At 71.3% G+C, this 16,233-nt stretch carries 14 protein-coding genes, 1 tRNA gene and 1 rRNA gene; 9 read left to right on the forward strand and 7 right to left on the reverse strand.

Annotated features, from left to right (window positions below; translation table 11 throughout):
* Positions 1 to 189 precede the first annotated feature (189 nt).
* From rrf to HOO61_RS15890, 3 genes are all read left to right on the forward strand, one after another.
* Positions 190 to 307 (forward strand): 5S ribosomal RNA (gene rrf, locus HOO61_RS15880).
* A 59-nt stretch (positions 308 to 366) separates the two neighbouring features.
* Positions 367 to 1,389: a tetratricopeptide repeat protein gene (locus tag HOO61_RS24225; protein WP_172260198.1), complete on the forward strand. Its 1,023-nt coding sequence runs from the start codon at positions 367 to 369 to the stop codon at positions 1,387 to 1,389.
* 155 nt (positions 1,390 to 1,544) lie between these two features.
* Positions 1,545 to 2,060 carry a DUF3145 domain-containing protein gene (locus HOO61_RS15890; RefSeq protein ID WP_172261001.1) on the forward strand — a complete coding sequence of 172 codons (516 nt, stop codon included), beginning with the start codon at positions 1,545 to 1,547 and terminating at the stop codon, positions 2,058 to 2,060.
* A gap of 9 nt (positions 2,061 to 2,069) precedes the next feature.
* On the opposite strand, the gene HOO61_RS15895 is transcribed toward HOO61_RS15890, so the two are convergent.
* From HOO61_RS15895 to HOO61_RS15920, 6 genes are all read right to left on the reverse strand, one after another.
* Positions 2,070 to 3,500 (reverse strand): acyl-CoA carboxylase subunit beta, encoded by a 1,431-nt coding sequence (locus tag HOO61_RS15895; RefSeq protein ID WP_172260200.1) that lies wholly within the window; start codon positions 3,498 to 3,500, stop codon positions 2,070 to 2,072.
* Positions 3,501 to 3,519: 19 nt separating this feature from the next.
* Positions 3,520 to 4,770, reverse strand: a complete 1,251-nt coding sequence (locus HOO61_RS15900) for a beta-ketoacyl synthase (RefSeq protein WP_172260202.1) — start codon at positions 4,768 to 4,770, stop codon at positions 3,520 to 3,522.
* 121 nt (positions 4,771 to 4,891) lie between these two features.
* The gene (locus HOO61_RS15905; protein ID WP_172260204.1) at positions 4,892 to 5,137 is read right to left on the reverse strand and encodes an acyl carrier protein; all 246 of its coding nucleotides are present in this window, start codon (positions 5,135 to 5,137) and stop codon (positions 4,892 to 4,894) included.
* A 61-nt stretch (positions 5,138 to 5,198) separates the two neighbouring features.
* Positions 5,199 to 6,212 (reverse strand): beta-ketoacyl-ACP synthase III, encoded by a 1,014-nt coding sequence (locus HOO61_RS15910; protein ID WP_172260206.1) that lies wholly within the window; start codon positions 6,210 to 6,212, stop codon positions 5,199 to 5,201.
* Positions 6,212 to 7,396, reverse strand: a complete 1,185-nt coding sequence (locus HOO61_RS15915) for an acyltransferase domain-containing protein (protein ID WP_172260208.1) — start codon at positions 7,394 to 7,396, stop codon at positions 6,212 to 6,214. The genes HOO61_RS15910 and HOO61_RS15915 overlap by 1 nt, the downstream gene beginning before the upstream one ends.
* 79 nt (positions 7,397 to 7,475) lie before the next feature.
* Entirely contained in the window at positions 7,476 to 8,648 is a 1,173-nt protein-coding gene (locus HOO61_RS15920; protein ID WP_367650211.1) for a PucR family transcriptional regulator, read from the reverse strand.
* A gap of 165 nt (positions 8,649 to 8,813) precedes the next feature.
* On the opposite strand from HOO61_RS15920, the gene HOO61_RS15925 reads away from it, so the two are divergent.
* Positions 8,814 to 9,800, forward strand: coding sequence for an alpha/beta fold hydrolase (locus HOO61_RS15925; protein WP_367650212.1), 987 nt, complete (start codon positions 8,814 to 8,816; stop codon positions 9,798 to 9,800).
* 42 nt (positions 9,801 to 9,842) lie between these two features.
* On the opposite strand, the gene aceE is transcribed toward HOO61_RS15925, so the two are convergent.
* Positions 9,843 to 12,623: a pyruvate dehydrogenase (acetyl-transferring), homodimeric type gene (aceE, locus tag HOO61_RS15930; RefSeq protein WP_172260210.1), complete on the reverse strand. Its 2,781-nt coding sequence runs from the start codon at positions 12,621 to 12,623 to the stop codon at positions 9,843 to 9,845.
* Between the two features lie 209 nt (positions 12,624 to 12,832).
* Here aceE and HOO61_RS15935 point away from each other — a divergent pair, with 209 nt between their 5' ends.
* From HOO61_RS15935 to HOO61_RS15955, 5 genes are all read left to right on the forward strand, one after another.
* Complete coding sequence (locus HOO61_RS15935; protein ID WP_172260212.1) at positions 12,833 to 13,261, forward strand: DUF3052 domain-containing protein; 429 nt, start codon at positions 12,833 to 12,835, stop codon at positions 13,259 to 13,261.
* A complete protein-coding gene (locus tag HOO61_RS15940; protein WP_172260214.1) occupies positions 13,258 to 14,928 on the forward strand; it encodes an AMP-binding protein in 1,671 nt (556 codons plus the stop codon). Before HOO61_RS15935 ends, HOO61_RS15940 begins: the two co-directional genes overlap by 4 nt.
* Complete coding sequence (locus HOO61_RS15945) at positions 14,925 to 15,410, forward strand: peroxiredoxin (RefSeq protein WP_172260216.1); 486 nt, start codon at positions 14,925 to 14,927, stop codon at positions 15,408 to 15,410. Before HOO61_RS15940 ends, HOO61_RS15945 begins: the two co-directional genes overlap by 4 nt.
* A 179-nt stretch (positions 15,411 to 15,589) precedes the next feature.
* Positions 15,590 to 15,661, forward strand: a tRNA-Val gene (locus tag HOO61_RS15950).
* Positions 15,662 to 15,807: 146 nt separating this feature from the next.
* Positions 15,808 to 16,212, forward strand: a complete 405-nt coding sequence (locus tag HOO61_RS15955) for a hypothetical protein (RefSeq protein ID WP_172260218.1) — start codon at positions 15,808 to 15,810, stop codon at positions 16,210 to 16,212.
* Positions 16,213 to 16,233: the final 21 nt, after the last annotated feature.

Genomic DNA, 16,233 nt, shown 5'->3' on the forward strand with positions numbered 1-16,233 from the left:
TACTAATAGGCCGAGGGCTTGTCCCAACCACGTACAAAACCACACACACCACCAGAACCACCGTGTGCACCGTACGTGACACCACGCGCACCCAACGAACACACACACAGCTCACCACTGAGCCTGTTCGCGTCCACTACGCAGTTCCCAACCAACAAACCCACGAGGGCGAGTTTGTGTTGAAAGAGTTACGGCGGCCATAGCGAAACGGGAAACACCCGGTCCCATACCGAACCCGGAAGTTAAGCCTTTCAGCGCCGATGGTACTGCAACCGAGAGGTTGTGGGAGAGTAGGACGCCGCCGGACAAACATTTGGCAGGGGCCACCAGTGATCTGGTGGCCCCTGTGCCATTTCATGGCGCGGTATGAGTAGCGTTGCCCCCGAGCGGGGACGACGCGTGGAGAAGGGAAGTGCGGCTGTGGCCGAGGACCGTCGAGGACAGCGACCGTCGCGAGGCGGTTCCGGCGCCGGACGAGGCAGCTCGTCTGCCGGTGGCCGTAGCGGCTCCGACTCGCGTGGAGGCCAGCGCGGGGACTCTCGTGGTGGTTCCAGCCGCTCCAGTGACTCCCGCGGTAGGTCGGGCGGTCGCCCGACGTCGGGCGGCAAGTCGTCCGGTGGCAAGCCGTCTGGTGGCAAGCGCGCCGAGCGCTCACAGGAGCGTGGCTTCCGGGGACGCTCGGAGCAGGCCCCCCGCACCGCCGACCAGGCGGCGTACGACGGCCCGGACCTGCCCGAGCACATCACCGGCGCCGAGCTCGACCGTGGCGTCCGCGCCCAGCTGAAGGGCCTGCCGGAGAAGCTCGCGGCGCGGGTCGCCCGCCACCTGGCGGCGGCAGGCGCGTTCATCGACGAGGACCCCGAGCTGGCCTACCGGCACGCGCTGGCCGCACGGGCGCGCGCCTCACGGATCGCCGTCGTGCGCGAGGCGGCAGGCGAGACCGCCTACGCCGCCGGCCACTATGCCGAGGCGTTGGCCGAGCTGCGCGCCGCGAAGCGCATGAACGGTGCGACCGACTACCTCCCGATCATGGCCGACTGCCACCGTGCGCTCGGCAACCCGGAACAGGCCATCAAGCTGGCCAAGAGCCCGTCCGTGGCGAACTTCAGCTCCGAGGCCAAGGCCGAGATGACGCTGGTCGAGGCCGGTGCCCGGCGCGACATGGGTCAGCTTGACGCTGCGCTGCGCACCCTCGAGCTCGCCCCGCTCACCTCGAAGAGCCGGCAGGCCTGGGTGGTGCGCCTGCGCTACGCGTACGCCGACACCCTCGAGGCCGCCGGCCGTGAGACGGACGCCCTCTCCTGGTTCCACCGCACCCACGCCATCGACTCCGAGGAGCTGACCGACTCCGCCGAGCGTGCCGAGGCCCTGGAACGACGCCAGTCCTGATCGGCGTGACTGCTGGCGCTCGGGCGCCACATGGGTCACAATGGGTCCACTAATCACATACGTGTCACTCGACTCTGCTTGAGCACTGACGACAGAACGCTGGGGAAGGCGCATCTGGAGCGTCGGAACTCAAGGAGGTCACAGTGACCACACGCATTGCTTCCCGTCCGGACGGTCCGGCCACGAGGGGCATTCTCTACGTGCACTCTGCTCCCTCCGCACTCTGCCCGCACATCGAGTGGGCCGTGGGCGGAGTCCTCGGAGTTGCCGTCTCGCTCGACTGGACGCCGCAGCCTGCCCAGCCGGGCTCCTACCGCGCCGAGCTGTCCTGGAGCGGCTCGGCGGGCACCGCAGCGGCCGTCGCGTCGGCACTGCGTGGCTGGAACCACCTCCGCTTCGAGATCACCGAGGAGCCGACCAGCTCCAGTGAGGGCACGCGCTTCTCGTGCACGCCCGACCTCGGCATCTTCCACGCCATCACCGGACCGCACGGCGACATCCTGATCCCCGAGGACCGGCTCAAGGCGGCGGTGGTCAAGGCCGCTCTCGGCGACACCGCGCTCCTGCTCGAGATCGACAACCTGCTGGGCAAGCCGTGGGACGACGAGCTGGAGACGTTCCGTCACGCCGGTGAGGGCGCCCCGGTGCGCTGGCTCCACCAGGTGGTCTGAGGAGGCTCCTCAGAGCGGGATGTTGCCGTGGCGCCCGCGGCGTACGCCGGCGGTGTCGATCTCGTGTCGCATGGCGTGAGCGATGGCGCTGCGGGTGCGGGTGGGCTCGACGACCTCGTCGACCACCCCGATCTCGACGGCCTTGTCGACCCCCCCGGCGATGCGCTCGTGCTCGGCAGCGAGCTCGGCCTCGACCTGGGGCCGGATCTCGGGCGAGACCTCGGCCAGCTTGCGGCGGTGCAGGATGCGGATGGCCGCCACGGCGCCCATCACGGCCACCTCGGCGCCCGGCCAGGCGAGCACCCGCGTGGCGCCCAGGGAGCGGGCGTTCATCGCGATGTAGGCGCCGCCGTAGGTCTTGCGGGTCACGAGCGTCACGCGCGGCACGACGCACTCGCCGAAGGCGTGCAGCAGCTTGGCCCCGCGGCGTACGACGCCGTCCCACTCCTGACCGACGCCGGGTAGGTAGCCCGGGACGTCGACGAGCACGATCAGCGGCACCCCGAACGCGTCGCACATGCGCACGAAGCGGGACGCCTTCTCGGCGGAGAGCGAGTCGAGGCACCCGCCGAGGCGCAGCGGGTTGTTGGCGACGACGCCGACGGTGCGGCCGCCGAAGCGGCCGAGCGCGGTGACGATGTTGGGGGCCCACCGTGCGTGCAGCTCCTGCATCGTGCCGTCGTCGAGCACGGCCTCGACGAGCGGGTGGACGTCGTAGGCGCGCTTCTTGGACTCCGGGAGGATCGCCGCGAGGTCACGGTCCTCGACCGCGTCGACGTCGAGGCTGTGCTGGGCGCCGAGGAGCGACGCGACCGTGCGCGCCCGCTCGAGCGCCTCGGCCTCGGACTCGGTGAGGATGTGGACCACCCCCGAGCGACGGCCGTGGGGCTCGGGACCGCCGAGGCGCAGCATGTCGACGTCCTCGCCCGTGACGGAGCGGACGACGTCGGGGCCGGTCACGAAGATGCGGCCCTCGGGGCCGAGGATGACCACGTCGGTGAGAGCCGGACCGTAGGCCGCGCCACCGGCTGCGGGGCCGAGGACGACGGAGACCTGCGGGATGACGCCGGAGGCCTGGGTCATCACCTGGAAGATGCGACCCACGGCGTGCAGGGACAGCACGCCCTCGGCGAGCCGGGCACCGCCCGAGTGCCAGAGGCCGATGATCGGCACGCCGTCGGTGATCGCCCGGTGGTAGGCGTCGACCACGACGCGACAGCCGAGGTCGCCCATCGCGCCGCCCATGACGGTCGCGTCGCTGCAGAAGGCGACGACCGCCGTGTCGTTGACCCGCCCGGTGGCCGCCAGCATCCCCGAGTCGTCGTCGGGGGTCAGCAGCTCGAGCGTGCCCTCGTCGAAGAGGGCCGTGAGCCGGTGGACCGGGTTGCGCGGGTCTTGCTCGCGGGGCAGCTTGGCGGGCTTCGTGGCCGTCGTCGTCATGGGGAGGTCCTTCCGGTTCTCAGACGCTGCCGAAGGCGACCGCGACGTTGGCGCCACCGAAGCCGAAGGAGTTGTTGAGCGCGACGACGTCGCCGTCGGGCAGGTCACGCTTGGACGTCGGGATGTCGAGGTCGACCTCGGGGTCCTTGTCGTCGAGGTTGATCGTGGGCGGGCTCACGCGGTCGTGGAGCGCCATCACGGTCGCGACGGCCTCCAGCGCGCCGGCGCCGCCGAGGAGGTGGCCGGTCATCGACTTCGTGCTCGTCACGACACAACGGTCGACGTGCTCGCCCAGGACGGCGTGCAGCATCAGGCCCTCGGCGATGTCGCCCTTCGGCGTCGAGGTCGCGTGCGCGTTGACGTGGATGACGGTGGCGGGGTCGACGTCGCCCTCCCGCAGCGCCATCTTGATGGCGCGGGTGCCGCCGCGACCCTCGGGGTCGGGCTGGGCGATGTCGTGGGCGTCGTTGCTGATGCCGGCGCCGCGCACCTCGGCGTACACCTTCGCGCCACGAGCACGGGCGTGCTCCTCGGACTCGAGGATCAGCACGGCGCCGCCCTCGCCGAGGACGAAGCCGTCGCGGCCGGTGTCCCACGGGCGCGAGACGGTGGTCGGGTCGCCGCCCTCCTCGCTGCCGGTCTTGGACAGCGCCATCATGTTGGCGAACGCGGCCATCGGGAGCGGGTGGATCGCAGCCTCGGTGCCGCCGGCGATGACGACGTCGGCGCGGCCGAGACGGATCATGTCGATGGCCATGGCGATGGCCTCGTTGCCGGAGGCGCAGGCCGAGGTGGGCGCGTGGACCGCGGCGCGGGCGCCGTACTTGAGGCTGACGTTGGCAGCGGGTGCGTTGGGCATGAGCATCGGGACCGCGAGCGGGGACACCCGGCGCGCACCCTTCTCGAGGAGCGTGTCGTAGTTGTCGAGCAGCGTCGTGACACCACCGATGCCGGACGCGAGCGCGACGGCGAGACGCTCGGGCTCGAGGCCCGAACCCTCCAGGCCGGCGTCGGCCCAGGCCTGGTCGGCCGCGACCATGGCGAACTGGCTGGACCGGTCGAGGCGGCGGGCCTTGACGCGCTCGAGGACCTCGGTCGGCTCGACCGCCACCCGGCCGCCGATCTTCACGGGCAGCTGGTCGACCCACTCGTCGGTGAGGCGCCTGATGCCGGACGTGCCGGACAGCATCGCCTGCCACGTCGAGGCGACGTCCCCGCCGACGGGGGAGGTGGTGCCGAGGCCGGTGACGACTACGCGGGTCGAGGGCATCAGATGGGTTCCGTTCTCGCGGGTTGACCGGGGTGGATCGGGTGGATCAGAGGGGGAGTGGGGCCTGGGTCACGGGGGCCGGGGCTGGACTCCGGCCACCCGTGACGTCAGGACGAGCGTGTCAGCCCTGCGCGCGCTCGATGTAGGCGACGGCGTCGCCCACGGTCTTGAGGTTCTTGACCTCGTCGTCCGGGATGGTCACGCCGAACTTCTCCTCGGCGGCCACGACGACCTCGACCATGGAGAGCGAGTCGACGTCGAGGTCGTCCACGAAGGACTTGTCCAGCTGGACGTCGTCGGCGTCGACGCCGGCCACCTCGTTGACGATCTCGGCGAGGTCGGCGCGGATTTCTTCGGTGCTGGCCATGGGCCTTCCCTTCTTCTGTGTGGGTGCTGCTTGGGCTGGTCTGGGGTTGTGGCGGTGCGGGTCAGGGGACGGTGACGACCTGGGCGGCGTACGACAGCCCGGCGCCGAAGGCGATCAGCAGCGCCGTGTCACCGGACCTGGCCTCGCCCTCGGCCATCATCCGGTCGAGCGCGAGCGGGACCGACGCGGCCGAGGTGTTGCCCTGGTCGGCGACGTCGCGCGCGATCCGCACCGACGCGGGGAGCTTCATGGAACGGGCCATGGCGTCGATGATGCGCATGTTGGCCTGGTGGGGCACGAAGACGTCGAGCTCGTCGAGGGTGATGCCGGCCGCGTCGAGGGCCTGCTGGCCGATCTTCGCCATCGCGAAGGACGCCCACCGGAAGACCGGGTTGCCCTGCATGGTCAGGTGCGGCATCACGCCGGAGCCGGGCTGCGTGTCGGTGCCGACGACGTCGCGCCAGTCCTCCCGCTGCCGGATGAGGTCGAACTGCTCGCCGTCGGAGCCCCACACGACCGGACCGATGCCGGGGGTGTCGCTCGGACCGACGACGGCTGCGCCCGCCCCGTCGGCGAAGATGAAGGCAGTGCCGCGGTCGGTGAGGTCGAGGATGTCGGTGAGCCGCTCGACCCCGACCACCAGGACGTGGCGCGCGCTGCCGGCGCGGACGATGTCGGAGGCGAGCGCGATGCCGTGGCAGAAGCCGGAGCACGCCGCGGAGATGTCAAAGGCGGCGGCGCCGTCGGTGCCGAGCTCGTGTGCGATCGCGGTGGCCACGGCCGGGGTCTGGAGCAGGTGGCTGACGGTGGCGACGACCACGCAGTCGATCTGGCCGACGTCGAGGCCGGCGCGCTCGATGGCGATCCGGGAGGCCTCGACCGACATCATCTGGACGGACTCCTCGGGACCGGCCCAGCGGCGCGTCCGGATCCCGGAGCGCTGCTGGATCCACTCGTCGCTGGAGTCGATGGCGTCGACGACCTCGGAGTTGGGGACGAGGCGGGACGGGCGGTAGGCGCCGACACCCATGATGCGTGCGTGAGCGGCACCCGTGCCGCCGGTGATGGCCGTCATCAGAGCGTGGCCTCCGGGTGGAGTCGCAGGAGGGGCTGGCCCGGGGAGACGAGGTCGCCGTCCTCGACCAGCCACTCGACGACGGAGCCACCGTGGGGCGCGGTGATCTCCGTGCGGTCGCGCAGGCTGGCGACCTCGCCGATGGTGGCGCCGGGGGCGAGCAGGTGGAGCTGCGCGGCCTCGGCGGAGATGTGGAACGTGCCCTTGGCGGGGGAGACCACCATCCGCCACGTGGGGGTGGTCTCGATCATCGAGGCCTCGCCGTGCTTGTCGCAGAACTCACGGGCGTCGTCGAGCTGGTCGGGCGTCTTGAGCGCGAACGTCTCCACACCCTTGAGGGCGCGCTTGGCGATGCCGGTGAGCGTGCCGGCCGGGGGCATCTCGAGGATGCCGGTGACACCGAGGTCGCTCATCGTCTCCAGGCAGAGGTCCCAGCGGACCGGGTTGGAGATCTGACCGACGATGCGGCGCAGCACGTCGCGGCCGTCGTGGACGACCTGGCCGTCACGGTTGGAGATCACCGGGGTGCGCGGGTCGTGGGTGGACACCGAGCGGGCCAGCGAGGCGAGGCGGTCGACCGCCGGGGCCATGTGGACGGTGTGGAACGCACCGGCGACGCTCAGCGGCATCAGGCGCGCCTTGGCCGGCGGGTCGTCGGCGAAGGCGGCGAGCTGCTCCGTCGTACCGGCGGCGACGACCTGGCCGGGGCCGTTGTCGTTGGCGGCGGTCAGGCCGTGCCGCTCGATGGCCGCGAGGACCTCGTCGCGGTCCCCGCCCAGGACGGCGGTCATCCCGGTGGCGGTCGTGGCAGCGGCGTCGGCCATGGCGTTGCCGCGCTCGCGCACCAGCACCATCGCCTGCTCGGCCGTGACGGCCCGGGCGCCGGCCGCAGCGGTGAGCTCGCCCACGCTGTGGCCGGCGACCGCGCCGATGCGCGAGAACGCGTCGGCCGGGTGCGGGAAGAGGTCGAGGGCAGCGATCAGCCCGGTCGCGACCAGCAGCGGCTGGGCGATCTTGGTGTCGCGGATCGTCTCGGCGTCGGCCTCGGTGCCGTAGTGGGCGAGGTCGATGCCGGCCACGGTGGCGAGCCAGTCGAAGCGCGAGGCGAAGGTCGGGTCCTCCAGCCAGGGCGTGAGGAATCCGGGGGTCTGGGCCCCTTGGCCGGGAGCGACGATGACGAGCACGTGTCCACTCTGACGGGTCGTGGCCGGTCGCCGCGGGTCCGACGCCGACGAATCTGACCCCCAGATCTTTGTAGGGTTCCTACAGTTCCGTCCGACCCGACTGGCGGCCTAGGATCAGCGCCAGCTGGAGCGCGAACGCCTCGCGCGGGCGGGTCGGCGACCAGCCGGTGACGTCGGAGATCTGGCGCAGCCGGTAGCGCACCGTGTTGGGGTGGACGAAGAGCGCCCGGGCGGTCGCCTCGATGGACGAGCCGTGCTCGAACCACGCGGCCAGCGTCTCGAGCAGCGTGCCGCGAGCGGCCATCAACGGGAGGTAGACCTCGTCGACGAGGTGGCGGCGCGCGTGCCCGTCGCCGGCCAGGGCGCGCTCGGGGAGCAGGTCGCGGCTCGCGACCGGGCGCGGGGCGTCGGGCCAGCCGCTGGCGGCGCGGTGCGCGGACAGCGCGGCCCGCGCCGACGCGCTGGCATGGGCCAGGTCGGCGGTAACGGGGCCGACCACCACGGGGCCGTCGCCGAAGTGGTCGAGCAACCTCGTCGCGGCCGCCAACGGGTCGGTGACGCCGCCCAGCACCACGACCAGCCGCTCGCCCTGCGAGGCACACAGCGCGTCCATCCCGCCGGCGCGCGCGGAGCGTCGTACGGACTCGAAGACGTCGAGCTCGGCCCGGTGCGGGGGCGTGGCGCCCAGCACGACGGCCACGTCGCCGTGCGCGCCCCAGCCCAGCGCGCTGGCCCGCGACAGCACGCTCTCGTCGGCCTCGGCGCGGACGACGGCGTCGACGACGAGGGCCTCGAGCCGCGCGTCCCACGCACCGCGGGACTCGGCCGCTCGGGCGTAGACAGCGGCAGTCGCGAAGGCCACCTCGCGGGCGTAGAGCAGGACCGCGTCGTGCACCTCGCGGGCGTCGTCGGGGTCGAGCAGGGCGTCGATGGTGGTCTCGACGACCCGGATGCTCAGCCGCACCAGCTCGACCGTCTGCTGCAGCGAGATGACGCCGGTCAGCTCGCGCGGCGCGGCGCCGAACACGACGACGTCGAGCGGGTCGTGGGCCGATGCCCCGACCTCGTGGTCGTACCAGTCCACGAACCCGCGGATGCCGGCCTGGACGATGAGCCCGACCCACGAGCGGTCCTCGGCGCTCAGGTCGTCGAACCAGGGCAGGTCGCTGGACATCCGCCCCGTGGCGGCCGTGCTGAGCGCCCCCGTGGAGTTGCGCAGGGCCTCGGCTGCGCGGCGGCGGGACGGGGTCACGGCACGACTGTAGTGGGGTGCGTCACGTAGTGGGATTCCCACGAAGCGCGCCGCGCGGGCCGCGCCCGGGCCCCCAGGTCACGATGTGGCATCAGGGGGAGGCGTGCGGGGTACCGGGGCCGACGCTCTGGTTGAATCCCGGACAGTCCCATCCCTGGAGGTCGCGTGACCCGTAGCAGCAGCCCGCACGTCGAGCACGTGACCGTGCACGGACACCGGCGCGCCTACGTCCGCGCCGGCTCGGGGCCCGTCGTCCTGCTGCTGCACGGCCTCGGCTGCGACCACACGACCTGGTCCTCGGTCATCGACTCACTCGCGCGGACGCACACGGTCATCGCGCCGGACCTGCTCGGCCACGGCGTGTCCGACAAGCCGCGTGCCGACTACAGCGTGGGCGGCTACGCCAACGGCATGCGTGACCTGCTGACCGTGCTGGGCATCGACACCGCGACGGTGGTCGGGCACAGCTTCGGCGGGGGAGTGGCCATGCAGTTCGCCTACCAGTACCCCGAGCGCACCGAGCGGCTCGTCCTCGTGGCGTCCGGCGGCCTGGGACCTGAGGTGAACCCGGCCATCCGCGCCATCACGACCCCGGGCTTCCACCAGGTGATGGGCGTGCTGGCGGCTCCGGGACTGCGCCACGCTGCGACCACGACCATGCGGGTGCTCGCACGGAGCGGGATCAGCCAGCTGCGCGACCTCGACGAGGTCGCCACCATCTACGACTCGTTCAAGGACCCCCGCGCCCGTGCGGCGATCCGGCACGTGGTCCGCGCCGTGGTGGACTGGAAGGGCCAGATCGTCACCATGGCCGACCGGGCCTACCTCACCGAGGCCATGCCGATGTGCGTCGTGTGGGGGGCCGACGACCTCGTCATCCCGGTCAGCCATGCCAGCAACGCCAGCGCGCTCGCCCCGACCGCCCGCGTGGAGATCATCCCCAACGCCGGCCACTTCCCGCACCGCGACCACCCCGAGCGGTTCGCCAAGATCGTGCGCGACTTCATCCGCACCACCGAGCCCAGCCACTACGACCGCCACCGCTGGCGCGACCTGCTCCACGAGGGGGCGCCGGTACGGCCGGCCGAGGCGCGCGCCGGTGAGCCGCCCGTCGATCCGCTGGGCGACGTACGACACGCAACACCCGCCTGACCCGGGCCGGGTCAGGCGGGTGTCAGCGGGTGGTGACGACCGTCAGGCGTCGCCGCCCTCCTGCTTGATGTCCTTGGTGGCGGTCGGGTCGTCGATCCGGTAACGCTCCGCGGCCTCCACGGCCTTCTCGATCGGGAGCTCGCCGGCGTCGGCGAGCGCCTGCAGGGCCTGGACCACGACGCTCTGCGCGTCGATGTGGAAGAACCGGCGGGCCGCGGGGCGGGTGTCGGCGAAACCGAAGCCGTCGGCACCGAGCACGCGGTAGTCGGCCGGGACCCAGCGGGCGATCTGCAGCGGTACCGCCCGCATGTAGTCGGACACCGCGACGACCGGACCCTGGACGCCGGCGAGCTTGTCGCTGACGTAGGCCGTGCGGCGCTCCTCACCCGGGTTGAGCAGGTTCCACTGCTCGACGGCGGCGCCGTCGCGGGCGAGCTCGTTCCACGAGGTGACCGACCACAGGTCGGACTGGACGCCCCACTCCTCGGCCAGGAGGCGGGCGGCCTCCTCGACCCAGGGGAAGCCCACGCCGGACGCCATCAGCTGGACCCGCGGGCCCTCGCCGTCGGCGGTGGCGACCTTGTGGATGCCCCGGAGGATCCCGTCGACGTCGACGTCGGCGGGCTCCGCCGGCATGGAGACCGGCTCGTTGTAGACGGTGAGGTAGTAGATGACGTCCTCGCCGCTGCCGTCGGGCCCGCCGGAGCCGTACATCCGCTCGAGGCCGTTCTGCATGATGTGGCTGATCTCGTAGGCGAACGCCGGGTCGTAGTGGACGATCGCCGGGTTGGTCGCCGCCAGCAGCGGCGAGTGCCCGTCGGCGTGCTGGAGGCCCTCACCGGTCAGCGTCGTGCGACCGGCCGTGGCGCCGATCAGGAAGCCGCGGGCCAGCTGGTCGGCCATCGCCCAGATCGAGTCGCCCGTGCGCTGGAAGCCGAACATCGAGTAGAAGATGTAGAACGGGATCATGTGCTCGCCGTGCGTGGTGTACGCCGACCCGGCGGCCGTGGCCGACGCCATCGCGCCCGCCTCGGAGATGCCCTCGTGGAGCATCTGGCCCTGCGCGGACTCCTTGTAGGACAGCAGCATCTTGCGGTCGACCGACTCGTACTGCTGGCCGCCCGGGTTGTAGACCTTGGCGCTCGGGAACATCGAGTCCATGCCGAACGTGCGGTACTCGTCGGGGGCGATCGGGACGAGGCGGTCGCCGATCTCGGGGTCCTTCATCCAGTCGCGCAGCAACCGGACGACGGCCATCGTGGTGGCGAACTTGTTCTTGCCCGACCCCTGCTTGAGCTCGGCGTAGACCTCGTCGCCGGGCAGCTTGAGCGCGGTGGCGCGGTTGACACGGCGCGGGATGGAGCCGCCGAGAGCCGTGCGGCGCTCGAGCATGTACTCGATCTCCGGGGCGTCGGCACCGGGGTGGAAGAACGGCGCACCGCCGGTCTTCTCGTAGGACTCCTCGAGGTCGCGGTCGCTGATCGGGAGGTAGAGCCGGTCGCGGAACTTCTTCAGGTCCGGGAGGGTCAGCTTCTTCATCTGGTGGGTGGCGTTCTTGCCCTCCAGGGCGTCGATCGTCCAGCCCTTGATGGTGTGGGCGAGGATCACCGTCGGCTGGCCGGTGTGCTTGGTCGCGGCGTCGAACGCGGCGTAGACCTTGCGGTAGTCGTGACCGCCGCGCGGCAGCTTCTCGATCTGGGTGTCGGACATGTGCTCGACCATCTTGCGCAGGCGCGGGTCGCCACCGAAGAAGTGCTCGCGGACGTAGGCGCCGTCCTCGGTCGAGTAGGTCTGGAACTGTCCGTCGGGCGTGGTGTTCATCCGGTTGACCAGCACGCCGTCGACGTCCTTGGCGAGCAGGGCGTCCCACTCGCGGCCCCACACGACCTTGATGACGTTCCAGCCAGCGCCGCGGAAGTTGGCCTCGAGCTCCTGGATGATCTTGCCGTTGCCGGTGACCGGGCCGTCGAGCTGCTGCAGGTTGCAGTTGATGACCCAGGTGAGGTTGTCGAGCTCCTCGCGTGCCGCGACGCGGATGGCGCCCAGCGACTCGGGCTCGGCCATCTCGCCGTCGCCCATGAAGGCCCACACCCGCTGCTGCGAGGTGTCCGTGAGCTTGCGGTTGTGCATGTAGCGGTTGAAGCGGGCCTGGTAGATCGAGTTGATGGCCGTGAGGCCCATCGACACGGTCGGGAACTCCCAGAAGTCGGGCATCAGGCGCGGGTGCGGGTACGACGGGAGCCCGGCGCCCTTGCCGTGCTGGACCTCCTGGCGGAAGCGGTAGAGCTGCTCCTCGCTGAGGCGGCCCTCGAGGAACGCGCGGGCGTAGACGCCCGGGGAGCCGTGGCCCTGGATGTAGATCTGGTCGCCGCCGCCCTCGTGGTCCTTGCCGCGGAAGAAGTGGTTGAAGCCGACCTCGTAGAGGCTCGCCGAGGACTGGTAGGTGGCGATGTGTCCGCCGACCTCGAGGCCCTTGCGGTTGGCCGACGACACCATCACCGCGGCGTTCCAGCGGATGAACGCGCGGATGCGGCGCTCGACCTCCTCGTCGCCGGGGAACCACGGCTCGCGCTCGGGCGGGATGGTGTTGATGTAGTCGGTCGAGCGCAGGGCCGGCACGCCGACCTGCTTCTCGCGGGCGCGCTCGAGCAGGCGCAGCATCACGTAGCGGGCGCGGTCGCGACCGCGGTCGTCGAGCATCGCGTCGAACGAGGCGAGCCACTCCTGGGTCTCGTCCGGGTCGATGTCGGGCAGCTGGGTGGGGAGGCCCTCGTGGATCACCGATGCGACGGGGCTCTTGGTGGACTTGTCGGCGTCACTCACCCACTCATCGTGTCACGCTCCTCCGCGCCACGAAATCTACCCGCGGGTAGTCCCACGAGGCGTACGGCGCAGGGGCTGCCGCAGCCCCCGACTGGTGCGGGGACGGGCACGGGGCGTGGACCGGGGTTGCGGCTCCTGCCGTGTTCCTGTGGACTGTGCGCACCAACGCCCGACCACCGGTCGGGCACCCCGGACACAGGAGGCACTGCGTGAGCTCGACGGTGGGCGATTCTGCCCCGGTGACAGGAACGGGGGATCGGCTCGGGCTCAGGCCCGGGATGGTCGTCCAGGAGCTCGGGTGGGACAACGACACCGATGACGAGCTGCGCATCGCCGTCGAGGACTGCATCGACGCAGACATGGTCGACGGCGACTACGGCAACGTCGTCGACGCGGTCCTGCTGTGGTGGCGCGCCGACGACGGCGACCTCGTCGACGGCCTCGTCGACGCCTTGACCGACCTCGTCGGCGGCGGGTCGATCTGGCTCCTGACGCCGAAGGTCGGCCGACCGGGCACCGTCGACCCCTCCGACGTCACCGAGGCGGCACCCATCGCGGGGCTGTCGCAGACCACGACGGCCGCCGTCAGCAAGGACTGGCAGGCCATCCGGCTGGTCGCTCCGAAGACCCCCGCGTGACCGTTCGCGACCTCCCGTCCACCCTCGCGGCCCGGGCGTCCGGGGTCGCCACCACCGCCCGCGTGCTCGGCCGCGCCGGCGTGATCCGGCCCTACGGCCCGAGGACCCTGCTCGACATCGGACGCGTGGTCCTGCGCTGGGGCACCGGCCCGGCAGGGGGCTTCGCCACCCTCGCGGCCCGCGACCCGCACCAGGTGGGAGTGGTCGACGAGCTCGGCGAGCTGACCTGGGGCGAGCTGCAGCGCCGTACGAACTCCCTGGCGCGTGCGCTCGCCGAGCGCGGGGTCCGCGAGGGCGACTCCGTCGCGGTGATGTGCCGCAACCACCGCGGCTTCGTCGACGCGAGCATCGCGGTCGCCAAGCTGGGCGCCGACATCCTCTACCTCAACACCGCCTTCGCCGGACCGCAGCTGGTCGACGTGCTCGAGCGCGAGGCGCCGAGCATGGTGATCCACGACGAGGAGTTCACCGGCCTCCTGGCCGGCGCCGACCTCGAGCGTCGGGTGCTGGCCTGGACCGAGGGGGACCCGGGGACCGACGAGACCCTCGAGCGGCTGGTGACGGCGTACGACGAGGGCGACCTGCACCCGCCCACACGCCACGCCCGCATCGTGATCCTGACCTCCGGCACCACCGGCACGCCCAAGGGCGCGCCGCGCAAGGAGGCCGGCATCGACGCCGCCGTCTCGCTGCTGTCGAGGATGCCGCTGCGCGCGGGTTGGCGCACGCACATCGCCGCCCCGCTGTTCCACACCTGGGGGTTCGCCCACCTGGCGCTCGCGATGCTGCTGGGCTCGACGGTGGTGCTGCGTCGTACGTTCGACCCGGTGGAGGCGCTGCGCACCACGCAGGCCGAGCGCTGCCAGTCGATGGTCGTCATCCCGGTGATGCTCCAGCGCATCCTGGCGCTCGACCCCGAGCAGCTCGAGGGGGTCGACCTCTCCCGCGTCGAGGTGGTCGCGTCGTCCGGCTCGGCGCTGCCCGCCACGCTCGCGCAGGCGTGGATGGACCGCTTCGGCGACAACCTCTACAACATCTACGGCTCCACCGAGGTCGCCTACGCCTCGATCGCGACGCCGGAGGACCTGCGAGCCGACCCCACGTCGGCGGGCAAGCCGCCCTGGGGGACGGTCGTCAGGATCCTCGATGAGCAGGGGAGCGAGCTGCCGCAGGGCGAGACGGGTCGGATCTTCGTCGGCAACGGGCTGCTCTTCGAGGGCTACACCCACGGCGGGTCCAAGGAGGTCGTCGAGGGGCTGATGTCCTCGGGCGACGTGGGCTGGTTCGACGAGGCCGGGCGGCTGCACGTGGCGGGCCGCGACGACGACATGATCGTCTCCGGCGGTGAGAACGTCTTCCCGCAGGAGGTCGAGGACTGCCTCATCCACCACGAGTCCGTGAGGGAGGTCGCTGCGGTCGGTGTCGCCGACGAGGACTATGGTCAGCGTCTGCGCGCCTTCGTGGTGCGCACCGGCGAGGTGTCGGAGGACGACCTGCGCGAGCACGTGAAGGCCAACCTGGCGAGGTTCAAGGTGCCCCGCGAGATCGTGTTCGTCGACGAGCTGCCGCGCAACGCCACCGGCAAGGTCCTCAAGCGGGAGCTCGCCGGGTGGGGCCGGGGGGACGACCAGGCGAACGACCAGAAGGACGGCGAGGGACCAGCGTGACGGGCAAGGGACTGCGCATCGGCGACGAGGCACCCGACTTCACGCTCCGTGACCAGTTCGGCCAGGACGTCCGCCTCAGCGACTTCCGCGGGCGCAAGGCTGTCGTGCTGATGTTCTTCCCGTTCGCCTTCACCGGGGTGTGCACCGGGGAGCTGTCGGGCGTGCGTGACCGGCTCGACGAGTTCCTCACCTTCGACACCGAGGTGCTCGCGGTGTCCTGCGACTCCGTCTACGCCCTGCGCACCTTCGCCGATGCCGAGGGCCTCAACTTCCCGCTGCTCTCGGACTGGTGGCCGCACGGAGCCGTCGCTCGGAGCTACGAGGTGTTCGACGAGGTCAAGGGCGCCCCGCGCCGGTCGTCCTACGTCGTCGACCGTGAGGGCCGCCTGCGCTGGTCGGTGCACAACGCCGGTCCCGACGGTCGCGACCTCGAGGAGCACCTGCGCGAGCTCCACGCCGCGCTCGAGCCGCACCTGGTGTAGGTGTCACGGTGGCAGTGGTCTAGACCGATCCGGGCCAAATCTGCGATTCCTCGTACGCCCTTGGGGAGGGGTGTAATCTTCTAGTTGTTGAACCGCTGGTGACCCGAGACGCCAGCGGTTCAACTCATTTCCGGGCCCTGTCGTCGAGGCCCGGCGGGTCCCGTAGGGTGTGCCCCTGCGCGTCGGTAGCTCAGCGGTAGAGCACTCGGTTTACACCCGAGCGGTCGGCGGTTCGAAACCGTCCCGACGCACCCCGCACCGTCTCCTGCACGGTCTCCTGCATCGGTCCCGGCCGCTGCATGAGAGGCCTCTCATCCGGGCCTCACGGTCCGCTCACGCCGCGCCAGCAGTCTTCTCGTACACCGGGCCGCACGGGCCCCCGACGAGAGGAACCACGATGAGGAAGATCCTTCCCACCACGCTGCTGGGTGTCGCCGGCCTGACCGCGTTCGGCCTGATCGGCATGTCGTCGCCGGTCGTCTCCTCCACCCCCGACGAAGCCGCCAAGCGTGACGACGACGCGCCGTCGCTCGTCCTGGTCGCCGACGACGACGATGACGACACCAACGACGACGACACCGGTGACGACGATGACGACACGCGCACCAACAGCCCGTCGTACACCGACCAGAGCCGCGACACCAACGACAACACCAACAGCCGCGTCACCGACGTGAGCCGCGACCGCGACATCAGCCGCGGCGACAAGACGCGCGACTGGACCCGCGACGGCGGCGACAAGACGCGCGACAAGACGGCCAACAACACCAACGACCGCAGCCGCAACGACACCCGCCGCTGACCGCGGACGGCTGAGAGGTGA

The sequence above is a fragment of the Nocardioides sp. zg-1230 genome (assembly GCF_013155335.1).
In the GTDB taxonomy this organism is placed as follows: domain Bacteria; phylum Actinomycetota; class Actinomycetes; order Propionibacteriales; family Nocardioidaceae; genus Nocardioides.